Below are 15027 nucleotides of genomic sequence, written 5' to 3'. Positions count from 1 at the left end.
CGCAGACCGGTGTCGTCCGGTGTCGACCGGTGTCGTGCGGTGCCCGGGACGCTCGTGACCGCGCGATGTGCGAGAGGCGGATTCGACGGCCGGGGTGACCCCGAACTCGCGTGGCAGACGCGCGGGAATGCCCATATTTTGCGGATATGCGTCCTGTGAAACACGTGTCAGCCGTCGAGATCCGCTGAGTCGCCGTGGGCGTACTCACGGACCACCCCGAACTCGTCCTGTTCCTGAGCCTGGCGCTCGGCTACCTCGTGGGGAAGCTGCGCGTCGGGCCCCTGACCCTGGGCGGCATCTGCGGGACGCTGATCGTCTCGCTGCTGCTCGGCGCCTGGACCAAGGCCCACGTCTCCGACGACGTGAAGACCGTGTTCTTCGCGCTGTTCATCTTCGCCCTCGGCTACATGGCCGGACCGCAGTTCTTCCGCAACCTCAACAGGAAGAGCCTGCGGTTCTTCGCGCTGTGCGGCATCGAACTGGTCTGCGTCCTCGGCATCGCCTTCGGGCTCGCCAAATGGTTCGACCTCGACGTCGGCACCGCCTCCGGCATCCTGGCCGGCGCGGCCACCGAGTCGGCGGTCGTCGGTACGGCCACCGAGTCCATCGGCAAGCTGTCCGACCTGACCCCCTCGCAGATCTCCGAATACCAGGGCAACGTGGCCACCGCCTACACGGTCTGCTACCTGTTCGGCCTGATCACCGTCGTGCTCTACACGAGCCAGATCATGCCGATGATGATGCGGATCAACCTGCGGGACGCGGCCCGGGAACTGTGGGAGCGCACGCGCAGCAGCGGCAGCCTGGAGGCCGACGAGCGTCCCGCGCTGCCCGGCCTGGTGGGCCGGACGTACCTGGTCACCCTGGCGGACGGCCTCACCGTCGGCGAACTCCAGGACGACCGCGACGACCGGATCACCGTCGAGTCGGTCAAGCGCGGCAGCAGGATCCTCGACGTCACGCCCGAGCTGGAACTGACGCTCTCCGACCTCGTCCTCCTCGTCGGCCGCCGCGCCAAGGTCATCGAGGCGGGCCGGCGCATCGGCCCGGAGACACCGGGCGTGCCCGGCCTCGACTCGCCGCTGGCCGCCCGGCAGGTGTCGGTCACCGAGAAGGCCACCGAGGGCCGGACCGTGGACCAGCTCCAGCAGGCCAACCCGGAGTTCTACCGCGACGGCGTCTACGTCAGCGACGTCACGCGGGGCGACCAGGACCTGCCCGCCAACGGCGACACCGTTCTGCACCGTGGCGACGTCCTCACCCTGGTGGGCGCACGCTCGGGCCTGAACAAGCTCGTCGCGCGGATCGGCTCCGTCGTCAAGAACGACGCCACCGACTTCATCTACCTCGGACTCGGCATCGCGGCGGGTTCGCTCCTCGGGCAGGTCGTCGTCAAGTTCGGCGACGTCCCGCTGTCGCTCGGCACGGGCGGCGGGTGTCTGATCTCGGGGCTGCTCTTCGGCTGGTTCCGCTCCCGCAGCCAGACCTTCGGCGCGTTCCCGCCGCAGGCCGCCTCGACCATCAAGGACATGGGCCTTGCGGTCTTCATCGCCTGCACCGGGCTGGTCTCGGGCCCCCAGGCGTGGCCGCTGCTGAAGCAGTACGGGGCGCTGCTGCCGTTCGCCGGGATCGCCATGGTGCTCGTCCCCGCGACGCTCTCCCTCGTCGTCGGCCGCAGACTGCTCAGGATCGAGAAGCCGCTGCTCGTCGGCGCCATCGCGGGCCAGCAGTGCTCGACGCCCGCGATCACCGCCGTCACCCAGGTGGCGCAGTCGTCGGTGCCGATGCTGGGCTACACGATCACCTACGCACTCTCCAACTTCCTGCTCCCGCTGACCGGCCCCGTGCTCGTCGGCATCCTCGGCCACTGAGCGCGTGATCCGGTCCGCCGAGGCGCCGTGATCGTCCTGTCCAGCGCTGACCGGCACCACCCAGCCGACGGCACCGCACCGATCCCGCGGCGCCGGCACGAGAGAACCGGCACGAGAGAACCACCGGTCCGACGACGACCCGAAGAGAAACGGCAGCGCGATGACCAAGACCACCCTGACCCGCGAGCAGATCCGGCGCTACGCACAGCTCTCCCCGTTCGAGCTGAAGAACATCTTCATCGAACTGGCCCAGCAGGCACAGGCGGACGAGCCGGGGCAGAAGGAGAAGTCGTCCGTTCAGATGCTCAACGCGGGCCGGGGCAACCCGAACTGGATCGCCACCGGACCGCGCGAGGCGTTCTTCGCGCTCGGCCACTTCGCGCTGGAGGAGTCGCGCCGCGTGTGGACCGCCGACAACCTCGGCGGCATGCCGGAGAAGCGGGGCGCCTACGAGCGCTTCGACACGTTCGTCCGGCGCCACCCGGACATGCCGGGCATCGAGTTGCTCACGCAGTGCATCCAACTCGGAATCCAGCGGTTCAAGTTCGACAAGGACGACTGGGTCCACGAACTGGCGGACGGCATCGTCGGTGACAACTACCCCGTGCCCGACCGCATGCTGACGCACGGCGAGCAGGTCGTGCGCGGCTACCTCGCCGACGAGATGTTCGACAAGAAGCCCCCGCCGGGCAATCTGTCGCTGTTCGCCACCGAGGGCGGTACGGCCGCGATGTGCTACATCTTCGACTCCCTCATGAAGAACGGCCTGTTGAACAGGGGCGACAGGATCGCGCTGATGGTCCCCGTCTTCACGCCCTACATCGAGATCGCCGAACTCGACACCTACGGCTTCGACGTCACGTACATCTCGGCCGACAAGTTCGCCGAGACCGGGGTACGGGAATGGCGCTACCCGGAGGAGGAGGTGGCCAAGCTGGAGGACCCGGAGATCAAGCTGGTCTGCCTGGTCAATCCCTCCAACCCGCCCTCGCTGGCCCTCAGTTCACGGGTCGCCGGCCAGATCCGCGAGATCGTCGCGTCGAAGAACCCGAACCTGCTGATCGTCACGGACGACGTGTACGGCACGTTCGTCGAGGGCTTCCGCTCCATCGCCGCCGACCTGCCGCGCAACACCCTGCTCGTCTACTCGTACTCCAAGCACTACGGGTGCACGGGCTGGCGGCTCGGCGTGATCGGCCTGCACGACGACAACGTCATCGACGAGCGGATCGCCGCACTGCCGCAGGAGCAGAAGGACCGCCTCGCCGAGCGCTACGGCTCCCTGAGCCTGGAACCGGCGAAGATCCGCTTCATCGACCGGCTGGTGGCCGACTCCCGCCAGGTCGCGCTGAACCACACGGCGGGACTCTCCCTGCCGCAGCAGGTGATGATGACGGTCTTCTCGCTCTTCAACATGCTGGAGGAGGGCCAGGAGTACAAGCACCGGATCCGGGCGATCGTCCGGCAGCGTCTCGAACTCCTCCTCGAAGGCGCCCAGATGAAGATCAACGAGGATCCGTACCGGGCCGGCTACTACGTCGAACTCGACCTGATCGCCGAGGCGGAACGCGTGCACGGAAAGCCGTTCGCGGACTTCCTGCAAGCGAACTACGAACCCGTGGACGCCCTGTTCCGCCTGGCGCAGCAGACGGGAGTCGTCCTCCTCAACGGCGGCGGCTTCGAGGGCCCCCAGTGGTCGGTCCGCGTCTCCCTGGCCAACCTCGACGACCTGGACTACCTGAAGATCGGCCACCACCTGCGCGTGATCTTCAACGACTACGCGCAGGAGTGGAAGGACTCACAGGGCTGAGGGGAAGGGTCGGGCGGCCCGGCCCTGCAAGGCCCGGCGAGGCACGACGGGGCCCGGTGGGGTCGCCTCACCGGCGTCGGACACGCAGTACGCCCGTCAGCATCGGGAGGGTGAACTCACCTTGCGCTGTAGCCGGGTTGCTCGTGAGGTAGGCGCGGATCCGGTTCAGCGCCGCCGCTCGTCGCTGCTCCGGCATGACCAGCATGCCCGCGCGTGTGGCGAGGGTCGCCACCAGGGAGTCGGCGGTGCGGAGCTGTCCGTGGGGGAACTCGGCCTGCTCCGGCCAGCCGAAGCGCCCCGCACCGCCGCTCCTCGGCAGATGCGCCGCGGCCGTCTCGGCGCGCCAGCTCGCCGGAGTGTCCCGCGGACCGACCACCGCGCCGCCCGCGGCCCCCGCGAGGCCGGCGACCCACTCGACCCGGTCGTCCAGGAGATTCCACAGTCCGGCCAGCACTCCGCCGGGTGCTAGCACCCGGGCGATCTCGGGGCCCGCGACAGCCATGTCGAACCAGTGCAGCGCGTTGCCCGCCAGCACGGCGTCGACCGACGAGTCCGGCAGCGGGATCGCCTCGGCGCTTCCCCGTACCGCCCGGACCCCCGGCAGCGCGCGATGCAGCTCGGCCAGCATCGCCGGGTCGGGCTCCACCGCGACGACGTCGGCGCCCAGCGCGACCAGCGACGCGGTCAACTTCCCCGTTCCGGCGCCGAGATCGAGCACCCGCACACCGGCCGCGGGCTCAAGTGCCCAGTCCACGGCGGCCGGCGCGTAGTCCGGTCGGTGCTCGGCGTACCCGGCGGCCGCCGAGCCGAACGACGAGGCGTGCAGCGGTCGTTCGTCCTGATTCACGCGGTCACCGTACCGGCGGGGCCGAGGGGCGGCCACCCCCTCGCGTCGTTTCGGGGGCGTGCGGCGGCGAGACGTGGCGGACCTCGCCCCTTCGTGGTCCAGTGTCCGATGTGCCGCTGCTGCTGATCGACCTCGACAACACCCTCGTCGACCGCGACGCCGCCTTCCGCGCTGCCGTGGCCGACTTCCTCGCCCGGCACGACCTGCCCGCCGCCGACCTCGCCTGGGCGACGGCCGTCGACGCCGGCGGCTACGCGGCGCGCCAGGACGTCGCGGCCGCCCTGGCCGGGCGGTACGGCGACGCGGTGCCGCCCGGCGCCGTCCGGACCCTGCTCGACACCGGGGCCGCCGACCGGGTCGTCCTGGCGCCGTCCTCCCGTGCGGCCCTGGCCGACGCGCGGGCGTGCGGCTGGACCTGCGTCGTCGTCACCAACGGCCGCACGGTCCAGCAGGAGACCAAGATCCGGCGCACGGGGCTCGACCTCCTCCTGGACGGCTGGGTGGTCTCCGAGAGCGTCGGTCACAAGAAGCCGGAGCCGGAGATCTTCCGTGCGGCGGCGCGTGCCGTGGGCACCACCCTGTCGGGGGCGTGGGTCGTCGGCGATTCGCCGGCCGCGGACATCGCGGGCGCCCACGCGCTCGGACTGCGAAGCGTGTGGGTGGCGAACGGACGTGTCTGGCAGGGGAGTTCGTGCCGCCCCACGCACGTCACGGACGACGTCGCCGCCGCGATCCACCACGTCGTCCTCGCGGGATCGCGGTAGACGCCGGCACACGGTCGGGACGGCGCCCTCCTCGCGCCTGCCGGCCCCGCGCCGGAAGAGCACGTCCACAGCCGCAGGCCGACCACTTTGCCCGTACTTCGCCCGGAGGACTGGAAAGAGCGCCAATCCTCCGCTCCCGCGCTCCGGCCCGTCTACCGTTCGGCACCGAGCTGCCCACCGCGGCGAACCGAGGAGGACCTACGGTGTCATCGTCCTACGGCCCCGAGCATGCCCACGTCGGCGACGTGGGCACAGCGCTCATGCTCATCGACTCCCGGCTCAGGAGCATCCGCGGCGGGTCCACCGCGGCGGATCCCGAACACCGGGCGCTCACCGAGCAGTTCGCGGCGTCGCTCGATCCCGAGGGCGCCCGTGACGTACTGGACGGGGCCTGCACCCTCATCTACATGTTCATGACCTGGCTGAAGAAGGCGCACGACGACCACGGCAAGGACACCATCGAGTACGTCGTGCCGACCCTCGTGGCCACGATGCGCAGGATGCCCAGGAGCATCAGTCCGGAGGCCATCCCCACCATGGCGGGACTGGTCGTCGCGGCGGGCATCGGACTGAGCCCCAACCTCTGGCGGGAGCAGTACGGGGAGTGGACCGAGAAGGAGATGACTCCCCTGGAGGCCACCGCCTTCCTGCTCGCCGACCACATCAACCGCATCACGGAGGACCCGGACTTCGCGACGCGCATGGTCACCGAGGCCCTCTCCAAGGCGGACAACGCCTGACGCGCACAGGGGAGTTGCCGCCGCCCGCGACGGCGGGTCCCCGAGTGCGGCCGGCAGGCGGCAGGACGGACGGCGGACGGCGCGGTGCCGTGCGCGGAGCGCCAAGCCCTCCTACGCGTCGCGCGGAGCCGGCCGGAGGTCGCGGAAGAAGGCGGTGATGTCGTCGGCGAGCAGGCCGGGCTCCTCGTGGGCGGCGAAGTGACCGCCCCGCGCCATGTGGGTGTAGCGCGCGATGTTGTAGGTGCGCTCCGCCCAACTCCGCGGCGGCAGGCTCAGGTCGGCGGGAAACAGGGCGACCGCCGTGGGGACGTCCACCCGCCTCACCCGCGTGGTCAGTCCGTTGGCGTACTCGTAGTAGGGCCGGAAGGAGGTCGAGATCGAGTTGGTGAACCAGTAGACGCTTGCCTGGGTGAGCAGGAAGTCGTCACTGAACCGCGAGGCCAGGTCGCCGTCGCAGTCGCTCCACGCCCGGTACTTCTCGACGATCCACGAGAGCAGTCCGGCGGGCGAGTCGCTCAGTGCCGAACCCAGCGTGAGCGGACGGGTGTTCTGCTGGTGCATGTAGCCGCCCTCGCTCTGCTGCCAGGCCGCGGCCGCGCTGAGGTGGGCCTGCTCCTCCTTGGTGAGGCTGGCCGGCTCGAAGGCCGCCGGAGCCGCGACCGCCAGCAGATGGATGCCGACCACCGCCTCGGGGTGCGCCTCCGCGAGCCTGGAGGTGACGCCCGCGCCCAGATCGCCGCCGTGCGCCGCGTAGTCGGCGAAGCCCAGTTCGTCGTGCATGAGGCGGTGCCAGAGCTCGTGGGTCTGCTCGGCGCCCGTCAGTGTGGGCCGTTGGGGCGAGAAGGCGAACCCTGGCAGTGAGGGAACGATGACGGTGAAGGCGTCGTCCGGACTGCCGCCATGGCGTGACGGTACGGCCAGTCGCTCGGCCAGGGTGGTGAGTTCGAGAACGGAACTGGGCCACCCGTGCGTGAGGACGATCGGCAGCGCGCCGGGACGTTCGCCGTCGAACCGCAGGTAGTGCACAGGGGTGCCGTCGAGATCGGCGAGGTGCGAGGGCAGGGCGTTGATCGCGGCCTCGTGGACCCGCCAGTCGTAGCCGTCGGCCCAGTGGGCGACGAGGCGGCGAAGCTCCGCGCCGTCGGTTCCGGCGGCCCATCCGCCGACCGGCCACGGCTCGGCCCACCGGGTGGCTCGCAGCCGGGCGCGCAGATCGCACAGGTCGGCATCACTGACCGAGATCGTGGGCGTGCTGATCGGCATGGGGCTCTCCTTGCGGTCCGTGCGGCTTCTCCGACGTGCGTGCCGGGCGGCCGGGTCGGGTGCCCTGGTCGGCCGGGCGTCGCGGGGATTCATGTCCGGGAACCGTCTTCAGGGCCCGGTGCGGCGGGTGTGAGGGCGTGCTCCACGGCCGCCCGGGTCTCCGCCGGGGACTGCCCGTCCGTCGTCAGAAGGGCGTGCATGATCATCCCCTCCAGGAGGGCGTCCAGGCGAGCGGCGATCTCCGCTCCCGTGAAGCGGGCCAGGACAGCCCTGGCGGCCTCGGTCCAGTGTTGGGTCAGCACGCGCAGCTCGGGGTCGCGCAGGGCCGCCAGGTGCAGCTCGAATCCGAGGACCGCGCTGCGACGCCGGGACGGCCCCTGCTGCACGAGTCCCACGAGGACCCGGACCAGCTCCTCGTGACTTCGCGCCGCGGCGAACAGGGCCTCGTACTCCTCGGTGCGCTGCTCGACGTACCGGCTGAACGCCTGAGCCTGGAGCACGGCGAGACTCGCGAAGTGGTAGGTGACCGAGCCGAGCGGCACGTCCGCACGAGAGGCCACCTTCCGGTGGGTGAGGCCGGCGACGCCGTCCGCGACGAGCACGTCGAGCGCGGCGTCCAAAATGCGGGTCCTGCGCCCTGGGTCGTGCCGTCGCGCCCGGCGACCCTCGTCCTCGGGGGCGGGGGCGTGCTCGCTGTGCCCTGCTCCGTTCGTCCTCTCCATAAGAACAAACGTACACTGGCTGAGAACAGTTGTTCTTAGGGGAGGGGTGAGGGAGGAGGCTCGCCCGGAGCGCGGCAGGGGCCGTAGGCTGCGTGGTCATGACCTCTGACGAGCCGAGCGACCGCGGCGCTGCCGAGCGGGATCCGCGCCTGATGCGGGTTTCGCACGACGACCGCGACCGGATGGTGGAGATCCTTCGGGACGCGGCGGCGGAGGGCCGGCTGGACATCGACGAGCTTGAGGAACGGGTCGAACTCGCCCTCACCGCGCGGACGTTCGCGGATCTGGAGCCACTCGCGGAGGATCTGCCCGTACCCGCCCCTGCCCCGCCGGCCGTGCGCGCGTCCGCGCCGGCGGCCCGTGCGGAGGGGGAGGCGGAGCGGTGGCGCGGGATGGGCCAGCGCTTCCGCCGCGAAGGCGCCTGGAGAGTCCCCCTCATCGCGGAACTGGAGTCGTACGGCGCCTCGGTCCGGCTGGACTACACCGTCGCGCAACTGCCCCCGGGCGGGCGCAGCGAACTCCGGCTCTCGACGATGGGCGGAAGCGTGCGGCTGACGCTGCCGCCGTGGATCGCCGCCGACCTGACGGGAGTCGACACGTACGGCGGACGGATCCGCGACAACGCCTCACGGCACGCGGTACCCGGGACGGCCACGCACGTGCTCACGGTGACGGGGGAGACGCACGGCGGGAGTGTGCGGGTGGACGTGTCCAACACGAAGTAGGCGGTGTCACCAGGCCCGGCCGCCCTTGACCGCCCCGACCGGCCGACCGGGCGGCGGAATCCGGTGCGGACGGTCGGCCATCGGTAGCGGGTGCCGGTGCCGGGGCGGGACGGTCGCGAAGGCCGTGGACGCGGCTGGCTGCCACGCGTCGGGCCTGTCTCTCAACTCCCCTCACTCGCAAGCCAGTCCATGGACGCGACGACCAGTGCGGTGATTCCCGTGTCCAGCGTCGGCTGAACGACCGGTGCGAAGGCGGCCGAGTGGTTGACGGGGAGGTCCTGGTTGACGGTGCCCTTGCGCTGGGCCTCCGCGTACCGGTCCGGGTCGGTGCCGCCGATTCCCCAGTAGCAGAAGGGTGTTCCGAACGCGTCCGGGATCTCGCTGAAGTCCTCGCTCGCGGTCTGCAGGTCGATGGTCGTGGCCGCGTCGCCGAAGTGGGCGCGAAAGACACGGTCGAGGCGGGCGGCGGTGTCGGCGTCGTTGCTGGTGGGCGGGAAGGTCGTCAGGGTCTCGAACTCCGGTTCCCTGGGAGCGGCGGACGCCTGCGCCTCGGCGCGCACGCAGCGACGGATCGCGTCGAGGATCTGCGCCCGGGTGGTGTCGTCGTAGCTGCGGACGTTGAGTTCGAGGGTCGCGGTGTCGGGGATGACGTTCGGGCTGGACCCGGCCCGGATGCTGCCAATGGTCAGCACGGCGGAACTCGTTGGGGCCAGTTCGCGGGAGACGACCGTTTGCAGACGCAGCACGCACATGGCGGCGAGCACGATCGGGTCGACCGACGACTGTGGCATGGATCCGTGCGCACCGCGCCCGTACAGCGTGATCCGCAGGCTGTCGGCGGCACTGAGGAAGGCACCCGGTCGCACCCCGACGTACCCGGCGGGATACGGCAGCACATGCTGGGCGAACGCCACGTCGGGGCGCGGGACCCGGTCGGTCAGGCCGTCGTCGAGCATGGCGTTCGCGCCGTCGCCGTTCTCCTCCGAGGGCTGGAAGAGGACCACCACGGTTCCGCGCCAGGCATCCTCGGCGACCGCCATCAGACGCGCGAAGCCGAGCATGCACGAGACGTGGACGTCGTGACCGCAGGCGTGCATCACCGGGACCTCGTCCCCGTGGCGGTCGGTGGTGGTCACGGTCGAGGCGTACGGCAGCCCGGTGGCCTCCCTGACGGGCAGGGCGTCCATGTCCGCGCGCAGCAGCACGGTGGGGCCGGTGCCGCGCGAGAGGACGCCCACGACGCCGGTTCCGCCGAGGCCGTCGGTGATGTCGTAGCCCCAGTCGCGCAGCCGCCCGGCGACCCGCGCGGACGTCCTCGTCTCGGCGAGGCCCAGCTCCGGATGCGCGTGCAGGTCCCGGTAGAACTCCTCGACCTGGTCGCGGATGTCCGCCAGACCGCTCAGCACGGCGTCAACTGCGTTGGTCATGCGATGACTCCTTGTCCGGCCCTCCGGGGGAAGACGTACGGGAGGGCGCGTTCTTTCGGCGGACCTGTGCTGCCGGGGTGCACAACTCGGTCCCCGGCAAGGCGAGTTCAAGCAGGGCCACGTCCTGGGCGCGGTGGCGATGTGGACGGGGGTGCCGTCGGTCCGGGCAACGGGGGGGGCGCCGACGCGGGGTGGCGCGGATGAGGCCACCGCCGGCGAGTCCGGAGCCGGTGCCGACGCCCGGGTCTCCGAACGGGGCGAGCCCTTCGGCGCGGGCCACCGCACCGTCCGGGCGGGCGCGGCTCGCCATGTCCGCGAGACCGAGGCGGCGGGTGACGACGCCGGGATCGGTGGGGGAGGGCCACGATGCCACGCCACACCTGCCTCGTCGTCATCGGAACGGTCGCTCTGTTTGGTCCGGCCCGGTCCGTGCTCGCTCCCTACCGTGGCCGGTGACCGCTGGGCGGGGCGGAAGCAGGACGGGGGTGCGTGCGGACGCGAACGGGCTCCACCCTGCTCCGCGTTCCGCGGGACGTACCGTCGTCCCGTTCGACCGTCGACCGTGTCCGCCCGAATGGCGCACCGCGCGGCGTGTCGAAGCCGCGCGGTTTCCGGGCGGACGGGCCCCTCGCGCTTGGTGCGTGCTGGCGTTCCCTCGTCCCGGACGGAGGGCGTCCGGGACGCGACGTCACTGGGTGTCACCCGATGCCACTCACGCCGCAAGACCCCTCCCGTTTGTCGAGTCCGGTCAATTCCGCACCCCTCGCATCGAAAAAGCAGCGACAAAATTGGTCGAAAATGATCGTACGGTTCCGTGATCTTGGATTCGAAGTAGATTAAATGTCGCACGGCGAATCCCGGTCGTGCGAAACACGGGGGCGGGGATCGCATGAGCGCTTACGGCGGAATCCCTCCACGCGAGGACTTCGTGCCTTGTCGTGAAGTGGAGCGCGCGGTGGCCGCCGATGTTCGCGCACTGCGTGTTGCGGGCAGCGACCTGCAGTCCCGCTGCATCGCACTTGGCAACCTCGCCATCTCCCTGTACTCACGTCATCGATGCCAAGGAGGGCAGCCGGACCTCGACGCGGCGATCGGGCACATGCGCAGTGTGCTGCGACTGCTGCCCGCGGGGCACCCCGAGCGGAACACCGCACAGGGAAACCTGGCGATGATGCTCGCGGCCCGTCACACGCCCGAAGACCTTGACGACGCGATCGCCCTGTGGCGGGCCGGTCTGGCCCCCAAGCGTCACGGAAGCCCCGATTGGGCGACCTCGGCGGGGCAACTCGCCCAGGGACTCTTCGAGTTGTTCACGCTGAATGCCGAGGCGAATCTCCTGGAGGAGGCGCTGGCCCTCATGGGTAGCGCGGTGCGCGTGCTCCCGGTCGGCGGCGTCGGCGACCACCTGCGGGCCAACCGCGCGGTCATGCTCCTCACGCGCCACCAGGTGATCGCACCCGACCCGGACGGACTCGACGAGGCGATCACCGCCCTGGAGGAATTCCTCGGGCGGCAGAGGTCCACGGGCGGCACGGACGCCGAGCGGCAGGAATGGGCCGCCACCCATCTCGCCCAGGCGCTGATGCTGCGCTACACGGACCGCGGGGACCCGGAGGACATCACCCGCGCCTCCAGCCTCAGAAAAACCGCTGACACCTTTACCGGGGATTTCGTCGCGCCCGGCTCCCGAATGGGGGCGGGACAGGCAATCGGTTCTGACATCCAGGCAACGGTCGCGCTATTTGAATACATGACCGACGCGCGACAGGCGGACCTCGATCAGGCAATTCTCGATCAGCAGAAAGCACTCGACCGCTGCGGCGAGGACGTCGTCCGGCGCAGTCCGCTGGTGGTCAATCTCGCGGTCAGCCTCGCCGTCCGTCACCATGCCCGCCGTGGCCTCCACCGGACGGACGGGGGTGCCCCGCCCGTCGAAGCCCTCGCGGACCTGACGCGCGCCGTGGAACTCCTGCAGGGCAACCTGGCCGAGGACGTACCTGTGCAGCACCGCGCCGGCGCGACGGCGCTCAGCGGCATGCTGCTGCTGGACCGTCATATGACCGACCCGGTGCGGCACGCTGCCGATCTGGCCGCGGCCGGCGAGTATCTGAGCCGTGCCCTCGAGATGCCCGGCCTCGACCACCGTTCGAGGATCGGGGTGATGTCGCGACTTGCCTACTGCCGCCTTGCCGTCGCCCGAACCACCGGCGACGCCGAGTCCTTGGAAAGCGCGGTCGGGCTCGCGCGCCGCGCCGCGGAAGGGATCGCGGAGGGGTCGCCGCTGCGGGCAGGAGCGCTTGGCTGTCTCGCGGACATGCTGCTGGCGCGCGCCGAGACGACCCGGCTGCCCACACACCAGCAGGAAGCCGGAGAACTGCTCCGCAGCCTGTGCCACGACTACGCGGACTCCGACCGGGCGGCCGTCTACCTCGCAGCGAGGGGATGGTCCGAGTCGGCCTGGAGGCGAGGCGCGATGGCTGAGGTGGCGGAGGCGGGCCAGGTCGCCGTGCCGTTGCTGCATGACATCGCATCCCTGCAACTGGGACGGGAGGGCAAGGCTGTTGCACTGCGTCAGGCCGACGGGCTCGCCGCCCGCACCGCGTTCGCGCTCGCGTCCGCGGGGCGTGCGGGCGAGGCCGCCGTGGTCCTGGAGGCAGGCCGGGCGGTCATGCTCGCCGAAACCATGCAGCGTGAGCACCCGGACCTTTTGCGGCTGCTGTCGGGCGAGTACCGGAACCTGTCGTCACGATTCCGTCGAGCGGCAGAGCAACTGTCGGCGCAGGAGCGGCTGTTGCTCACCGACGCCCAGAACCTGCCCGTCGTCGACGGTACTCGTGAGGCGTACCGTGCGCGGCTGCGTGAACTCCGCGACGTCGTACACGACATCCGCGCGCTGCCAGGATTCGGTACCTTCCTGAACCCGCCCGCAGCCGCGGACGTGGTCCGCACGGCGGACGCCTGCCGAAGCGCCCTGGTCTATCTGGCGGCCACGGACAAGGGCGGCGTCGCGCTCCTCGTACCGCCGGGCCCGTCCGGCGCCGCATCAGGTGACGGACGCGTCCGGATCGTCCCTCTGCCTCGGCTCACGGTCAAATTCGAGAGGCGGGCTCTGGCGATCCTCGGCGACGCCGTGGTCGGAAGTGGTTCGGACGACCCTGCCGACCTGGACGAGGCCGAGCTTGCGGTCGACGAACTGAGCGGGCTGCTCTGGGAGGCCGTCATGGCGCCGGTGGTCGCCGAACTGGGCACCGGCACACCGGCTGTCCTCGTTCCCGACGGGCCTCTCGGCGCGCTCCCGCTGCACGCGGCGTCCCGCCCCGACCCCCACGCACCCACCGGACGCCGCTTCGCCGTCGACGACCTGCCGATCACCACCGCGCCGAGCGCCAGGACCCTCGATGTAGCGGTCGGCCGCACCTCTGCGGCGTCTGTGCGGCGGGTGCTCGCGGTGCGCGATCCGGCACCGAGCACCGAACCGCCCCTGCCCGGTGCGGCAGTCGAGATCGAGCGGATCCGCCTCGCTCTGCCTCCGCACGTGCGCGTCGAGGAACTCCACGGCAGACGAGCCAACCGGCGAGAGGTCCAACAGGCCCTGGCTGAAGCGGACATCTGCCACTTCGCCTGCCACGCCCACTTCAGCGTCCAGAGCCCCCTTGACGGCGGGCTCGGACTTGCTCACGGTGAACGGCTCTCCGTGCGCGACATGTTCGCCATGCCGGCGATCACCGCACGGCTGGCAGTCCTGTCCGCCTGCGACAGCGCACGCTCCGACGAGGGTCTTCCCGAAGAGGCGGTGGGGCTGGCAACCGGCTTCTTCCAGGCTGGTTTCGGCGCCGTGATCGCTTCCCTGTGGCCCGTCGAGGACGCTCCGGCAGCCGCGCAGATGGCGCTGACGTACCGGTACTGGCTGGGTGAGGGGAAGCCTCTGCCGGAGGCGGTTGCCGACGCCATGAAGTGGCTTCGCGACAGCACCAACGAGCAGAAGCTCGCGGCCTTTCCCGAGCTCGACCTGTTCGCCGCCGAGGACCTCGCCGCAGTGGACGACCCCCGGTGGCGGGGCGGCAGGGACCACAGCAGTCCGCTCGTCTGGGCCGCTTTCAGCTGCATGGGGATCTGAGGAGCGTCCAATGGGATCGTTCGAGGCATTGCTCGCCACGCTGCTGGGTGTGGTGCCCGGAGCTCTCTATACCTGGGAGTCGGAGAAGCAGGCCGGTGCCTGGGGCGTCACGATGTCGGACCGTGTCCTGCGCTTCCTGGGTGTCTCGGTGTTGTTCCACCTACTGCTCGCTCCGCTGACATGGTGGCTCGTGCAGCAGGACCGGCACGGCCCCTTCCGCACCGAGGCATCCCCCTGGCTGCTGTGGCCGGTCCTCGCCGTCTACGCGCTGCTGCCGGCTGCCCTCGGGCACGCCGTCGGAGTGGCGACCCGGCGCAGGCGCCCCTGGGCCCGCTGGCTGACCGGTCCCGCGCCCGCCCCGCGCGCCTGGGACCAGGTGTTCTCGTACGAGAGCAGCGTCTGGCTCCGTATCCGGTTGAAGGACCCCGGTGGTGGGGCCAACGGCTGGCTCGCCGGAGCCTTCGCACCGGCCACTCGGGGGCCGGACTCGTACGCGTCCGGGTTCCCGCACGACCAGGACCTGTTCCTGGCGGAGACCGTCGAGGTCGATCCGGAGTCGGGTCTCATCCGGCTGTTGGAGGGGCGCCCGAAGTTCCGCGGGGTCGGCGTGCTGATGCGCTGGGAGGAAGTCGCGTACGCCGAAGTCATGTGCGTAGAGGGGGAGTAGAGGATGAGCGACGACGGAAACGAATCGACATCACGTCCTGAGGAGCCGCCTGTCCGGCGACGGCGGACGGTGCG

11 protein-coding genes are annotated in these 15027 nt (G+C 70.8%); 7 read left to right on the top strand and 4 right to left on the bottom strand.

All coding sequences use genetic code 11. The annotated features are described in order from the left end of the window. Positions 1 to 194 precede the first annotated feature (194 nt). Positions 195 to 1871, top strand: coding sequence for an aspartate-alanine antiporter (gene aspT, locus ACFZA0_RS32500; RefSeq protein ID WP_391023631.1), 1677 nt, complete (start codon positions 195 to 197; stop codon positions 1869 to 1871). A gap of 160 nt (positions 1872 to 2031) precedes the next feature. Further along, positions 2032 to 3681 carry a bifunctional aspartate transaminase/aspartate 4-decarboxylase gene (locus ACFZA0_RS32495; RefSeq protein ID WP_391023630.1) on the top strand — a complete coding sequence of 550 codons (1650 nt, stop codon included), beginning with the start codon at positions 2032 to 2034 and terminating at the stop codon, positions 3679 to 3681. Between the two features lie 67 nt (positions 3682 to 3748). On the opposite strand, the gene ACFZA0_RS32490 is transcribed toward ACFZA0_RS32495, so the two are convergent. Further along, positions 3749 to 4528: a methyltransferase domain-containing protein gene (locus tag ACFZA0_RS32490; protein ID WP_391023628.1), complete on the bottom strand. Its 780-nt coding sequence runs from the start codon at positions 4526 to 4528 to the stop codon at positions 3749 to 3751. A gap of 101 nt (positions 4529 to 4629) precedes the next feature. On the opposite strand from ACFZA0_RS32490, the gene ACFZA0_RS32485 reads away from it, so the two are divergent. Beyond that, positions 4630 to 5292, top strand: coding sequence for an HAD-IA family hydrolase (locus tag ACFZA0_RS32485; protein WP_391023626.1), 663 nt, complete (start codon positions 4630 to 4632; stop codon positions 5290 to 5292). A gap of 203 nt (positions 5293 to 5495) precedes the next feature. Continuing rightward, positions 5496 to 6032: a hypothetical protein gene (locus ACFZA0_RS32480; RefSeq protein WP_391023624.1), complete on the top strand. Its 537-nt coding sequence runs from the start codon at positions 5496 to 5498 to the stop codon at positions 6030 to 6032. 111 nt (positions 6033 to 6143) lie between these two features. Here ACFZA0_RS32480 and ACFZA0_RS32475 read toward each other — a convergent pair whose 3' ends face one another. Together ACFZA0_RS32475 and ACFZA0_RS32470 are read right to left on the bottom strand one after the other, a co-directional pair. Next, positions 6144 to 7295, bottom strand: a complete 1152-nt coding sequence (locus tag ACFZA0_RS32475) for an alpha/beta fold hydrolase (protein ID WP_391023622.1) — start codon at positions 7293 to 7295, stop codon at positions 6144 to 6146. A gap of 89 nt (positions 7296 to 7384) precedes the next feature. Then, on the bottom strand, positions 7385 to 8017 hold the full coding sequence (locus ACFZA0_RS32470; protein WP_391023621.1) for a TetR family transcriptional regulator: 633 nt from the start codon (positions 8015 to 8017) through the stop codon (positions 7385 to 7387). A gap of 98 nt (positions 8018 to 8115) precedes the next feature. Between ACFZA0_RS32470 and ACFZA0_RS32465 the strand changes: the two genes are divergently transcribed. Next, positions 8116 to 8742: a DUF1707 domain-containing protein gene (locus ACFZA0_RS32465; protein ID WP_391023619.1), complete on the top strand. Its 627-nt coding sequence runs from the start codon at positions 8116 to 8118 to the stop codon at positions 8740 to 8742. Between the two features lie 161 nt (positions 8743 to 8903). Here ACFZA0_RS32465 and ACFZA0_RS32460 read toward each other — a convergent pair whose 3' ends face one another. Next, a complete protein-coding gene (locus ACFZA0_RS32460; RefSeq protein ID WP_391023618.1) occupies positions 8904 to 10169 on the bottom strand; it encodes an amidohydrolase in 1266 nt (421 codons plus the stop codon). Positions 10170 to 11058: 889 nt separating this feature from the next. Between ACFZA0_RS32460 and ACFZA0_RS32455 the strand changes: the two genes are divergently transcribed. Together ACFZA0_RS32455 and ACFZA0_RS32450 are read left to right on the top strand one after the other, a co-directional pair. Continuing rightward, a complete protein-coding gene (locus ACFZA0_RS32455) occupies positions 11059 to 14286 on the top strand; it encodes a CHAT domain-containing protein (protein WP_391023616.1) in 3228 nt (1075 codons plus the stop codon). 10 nt (positions 14287 to 14296) lie between these two features. Then, positions 14297 to 14953, top strand: coding sequence for a DUF6338 family protein (locus tag ACFZA0_RS32450; RefSeq protein WP_391023614.1), 657 nt, complete (start codon positions 14297 to 14299; stop codon positions 14951 to 14953). Positions 14954 to 15027 lie beyond the last annotated feature (74 nt).

It is taken from the genome of Streptomyces sp. NPDC008150 (assembly GCF_042956945.1).
GTDB lineage: Bacteria > Actinomycetota > Actinomycetes > Streptomycetales > Streptomycetaceae > Streptomyces.
The sequence above is the reverse complement of the archived record's forward strand: the minus strand, read 5'-3'. Positions and strand labels throughout refer to the sequence as shown.

Coding starts and splice junctions, on each gene's coding strand:
- ACFZA0_RS32495 (WP_391023630.1), top strand. CDS start 2,032: ATGACCAAGACCACCCTGACCCGCGAGCAGATCCGGCGCTACGCACAG.
- ACFZA0_RS32475 (WP_391023622.1), bottom strand. CDS start 7,295: ATGCCGATCAGCACGCCCACGATCTCGGTCAGTGATGCCGACCTGTGC.
- ACFZA0_RS32470 (WP_391023621.1), bottom strand. CDS start 8,017: ATGGAGAGGACGAACGGAGCAGGGCACAGCGAGCACGCCCCCGCCCCC.
- ACFZA0_RS32465 (WP_391023619.1), top strand. CDS start 8,116: ATGACCTCTGACGAGCCGAGCGACCGCGGCGCTGCCGAGCGGGATCCG.
- ACFZA0_RS32460 (WP_391023618.1), bottom strand. CDS start 10,169: ATGACCAACGCAGTTGACGCCGTGCTGAGCGGTCTGGCGGACATCCGC.
- ACFZA0_RS32455 (WP_391023616.1), top strand. CDS start 11,059: ATGAGCGCTTACGGCGGAATCCCTCCACGCGAGGACTTCGTGCCTTGT.
- ACFZA0_RS32450 (WP_391023614.1), top strand. CDS start 14,297: ATGGGATCGTTCGAGGCATTGCTCGCCACGCTGCTGGGTGTGGTGCCC.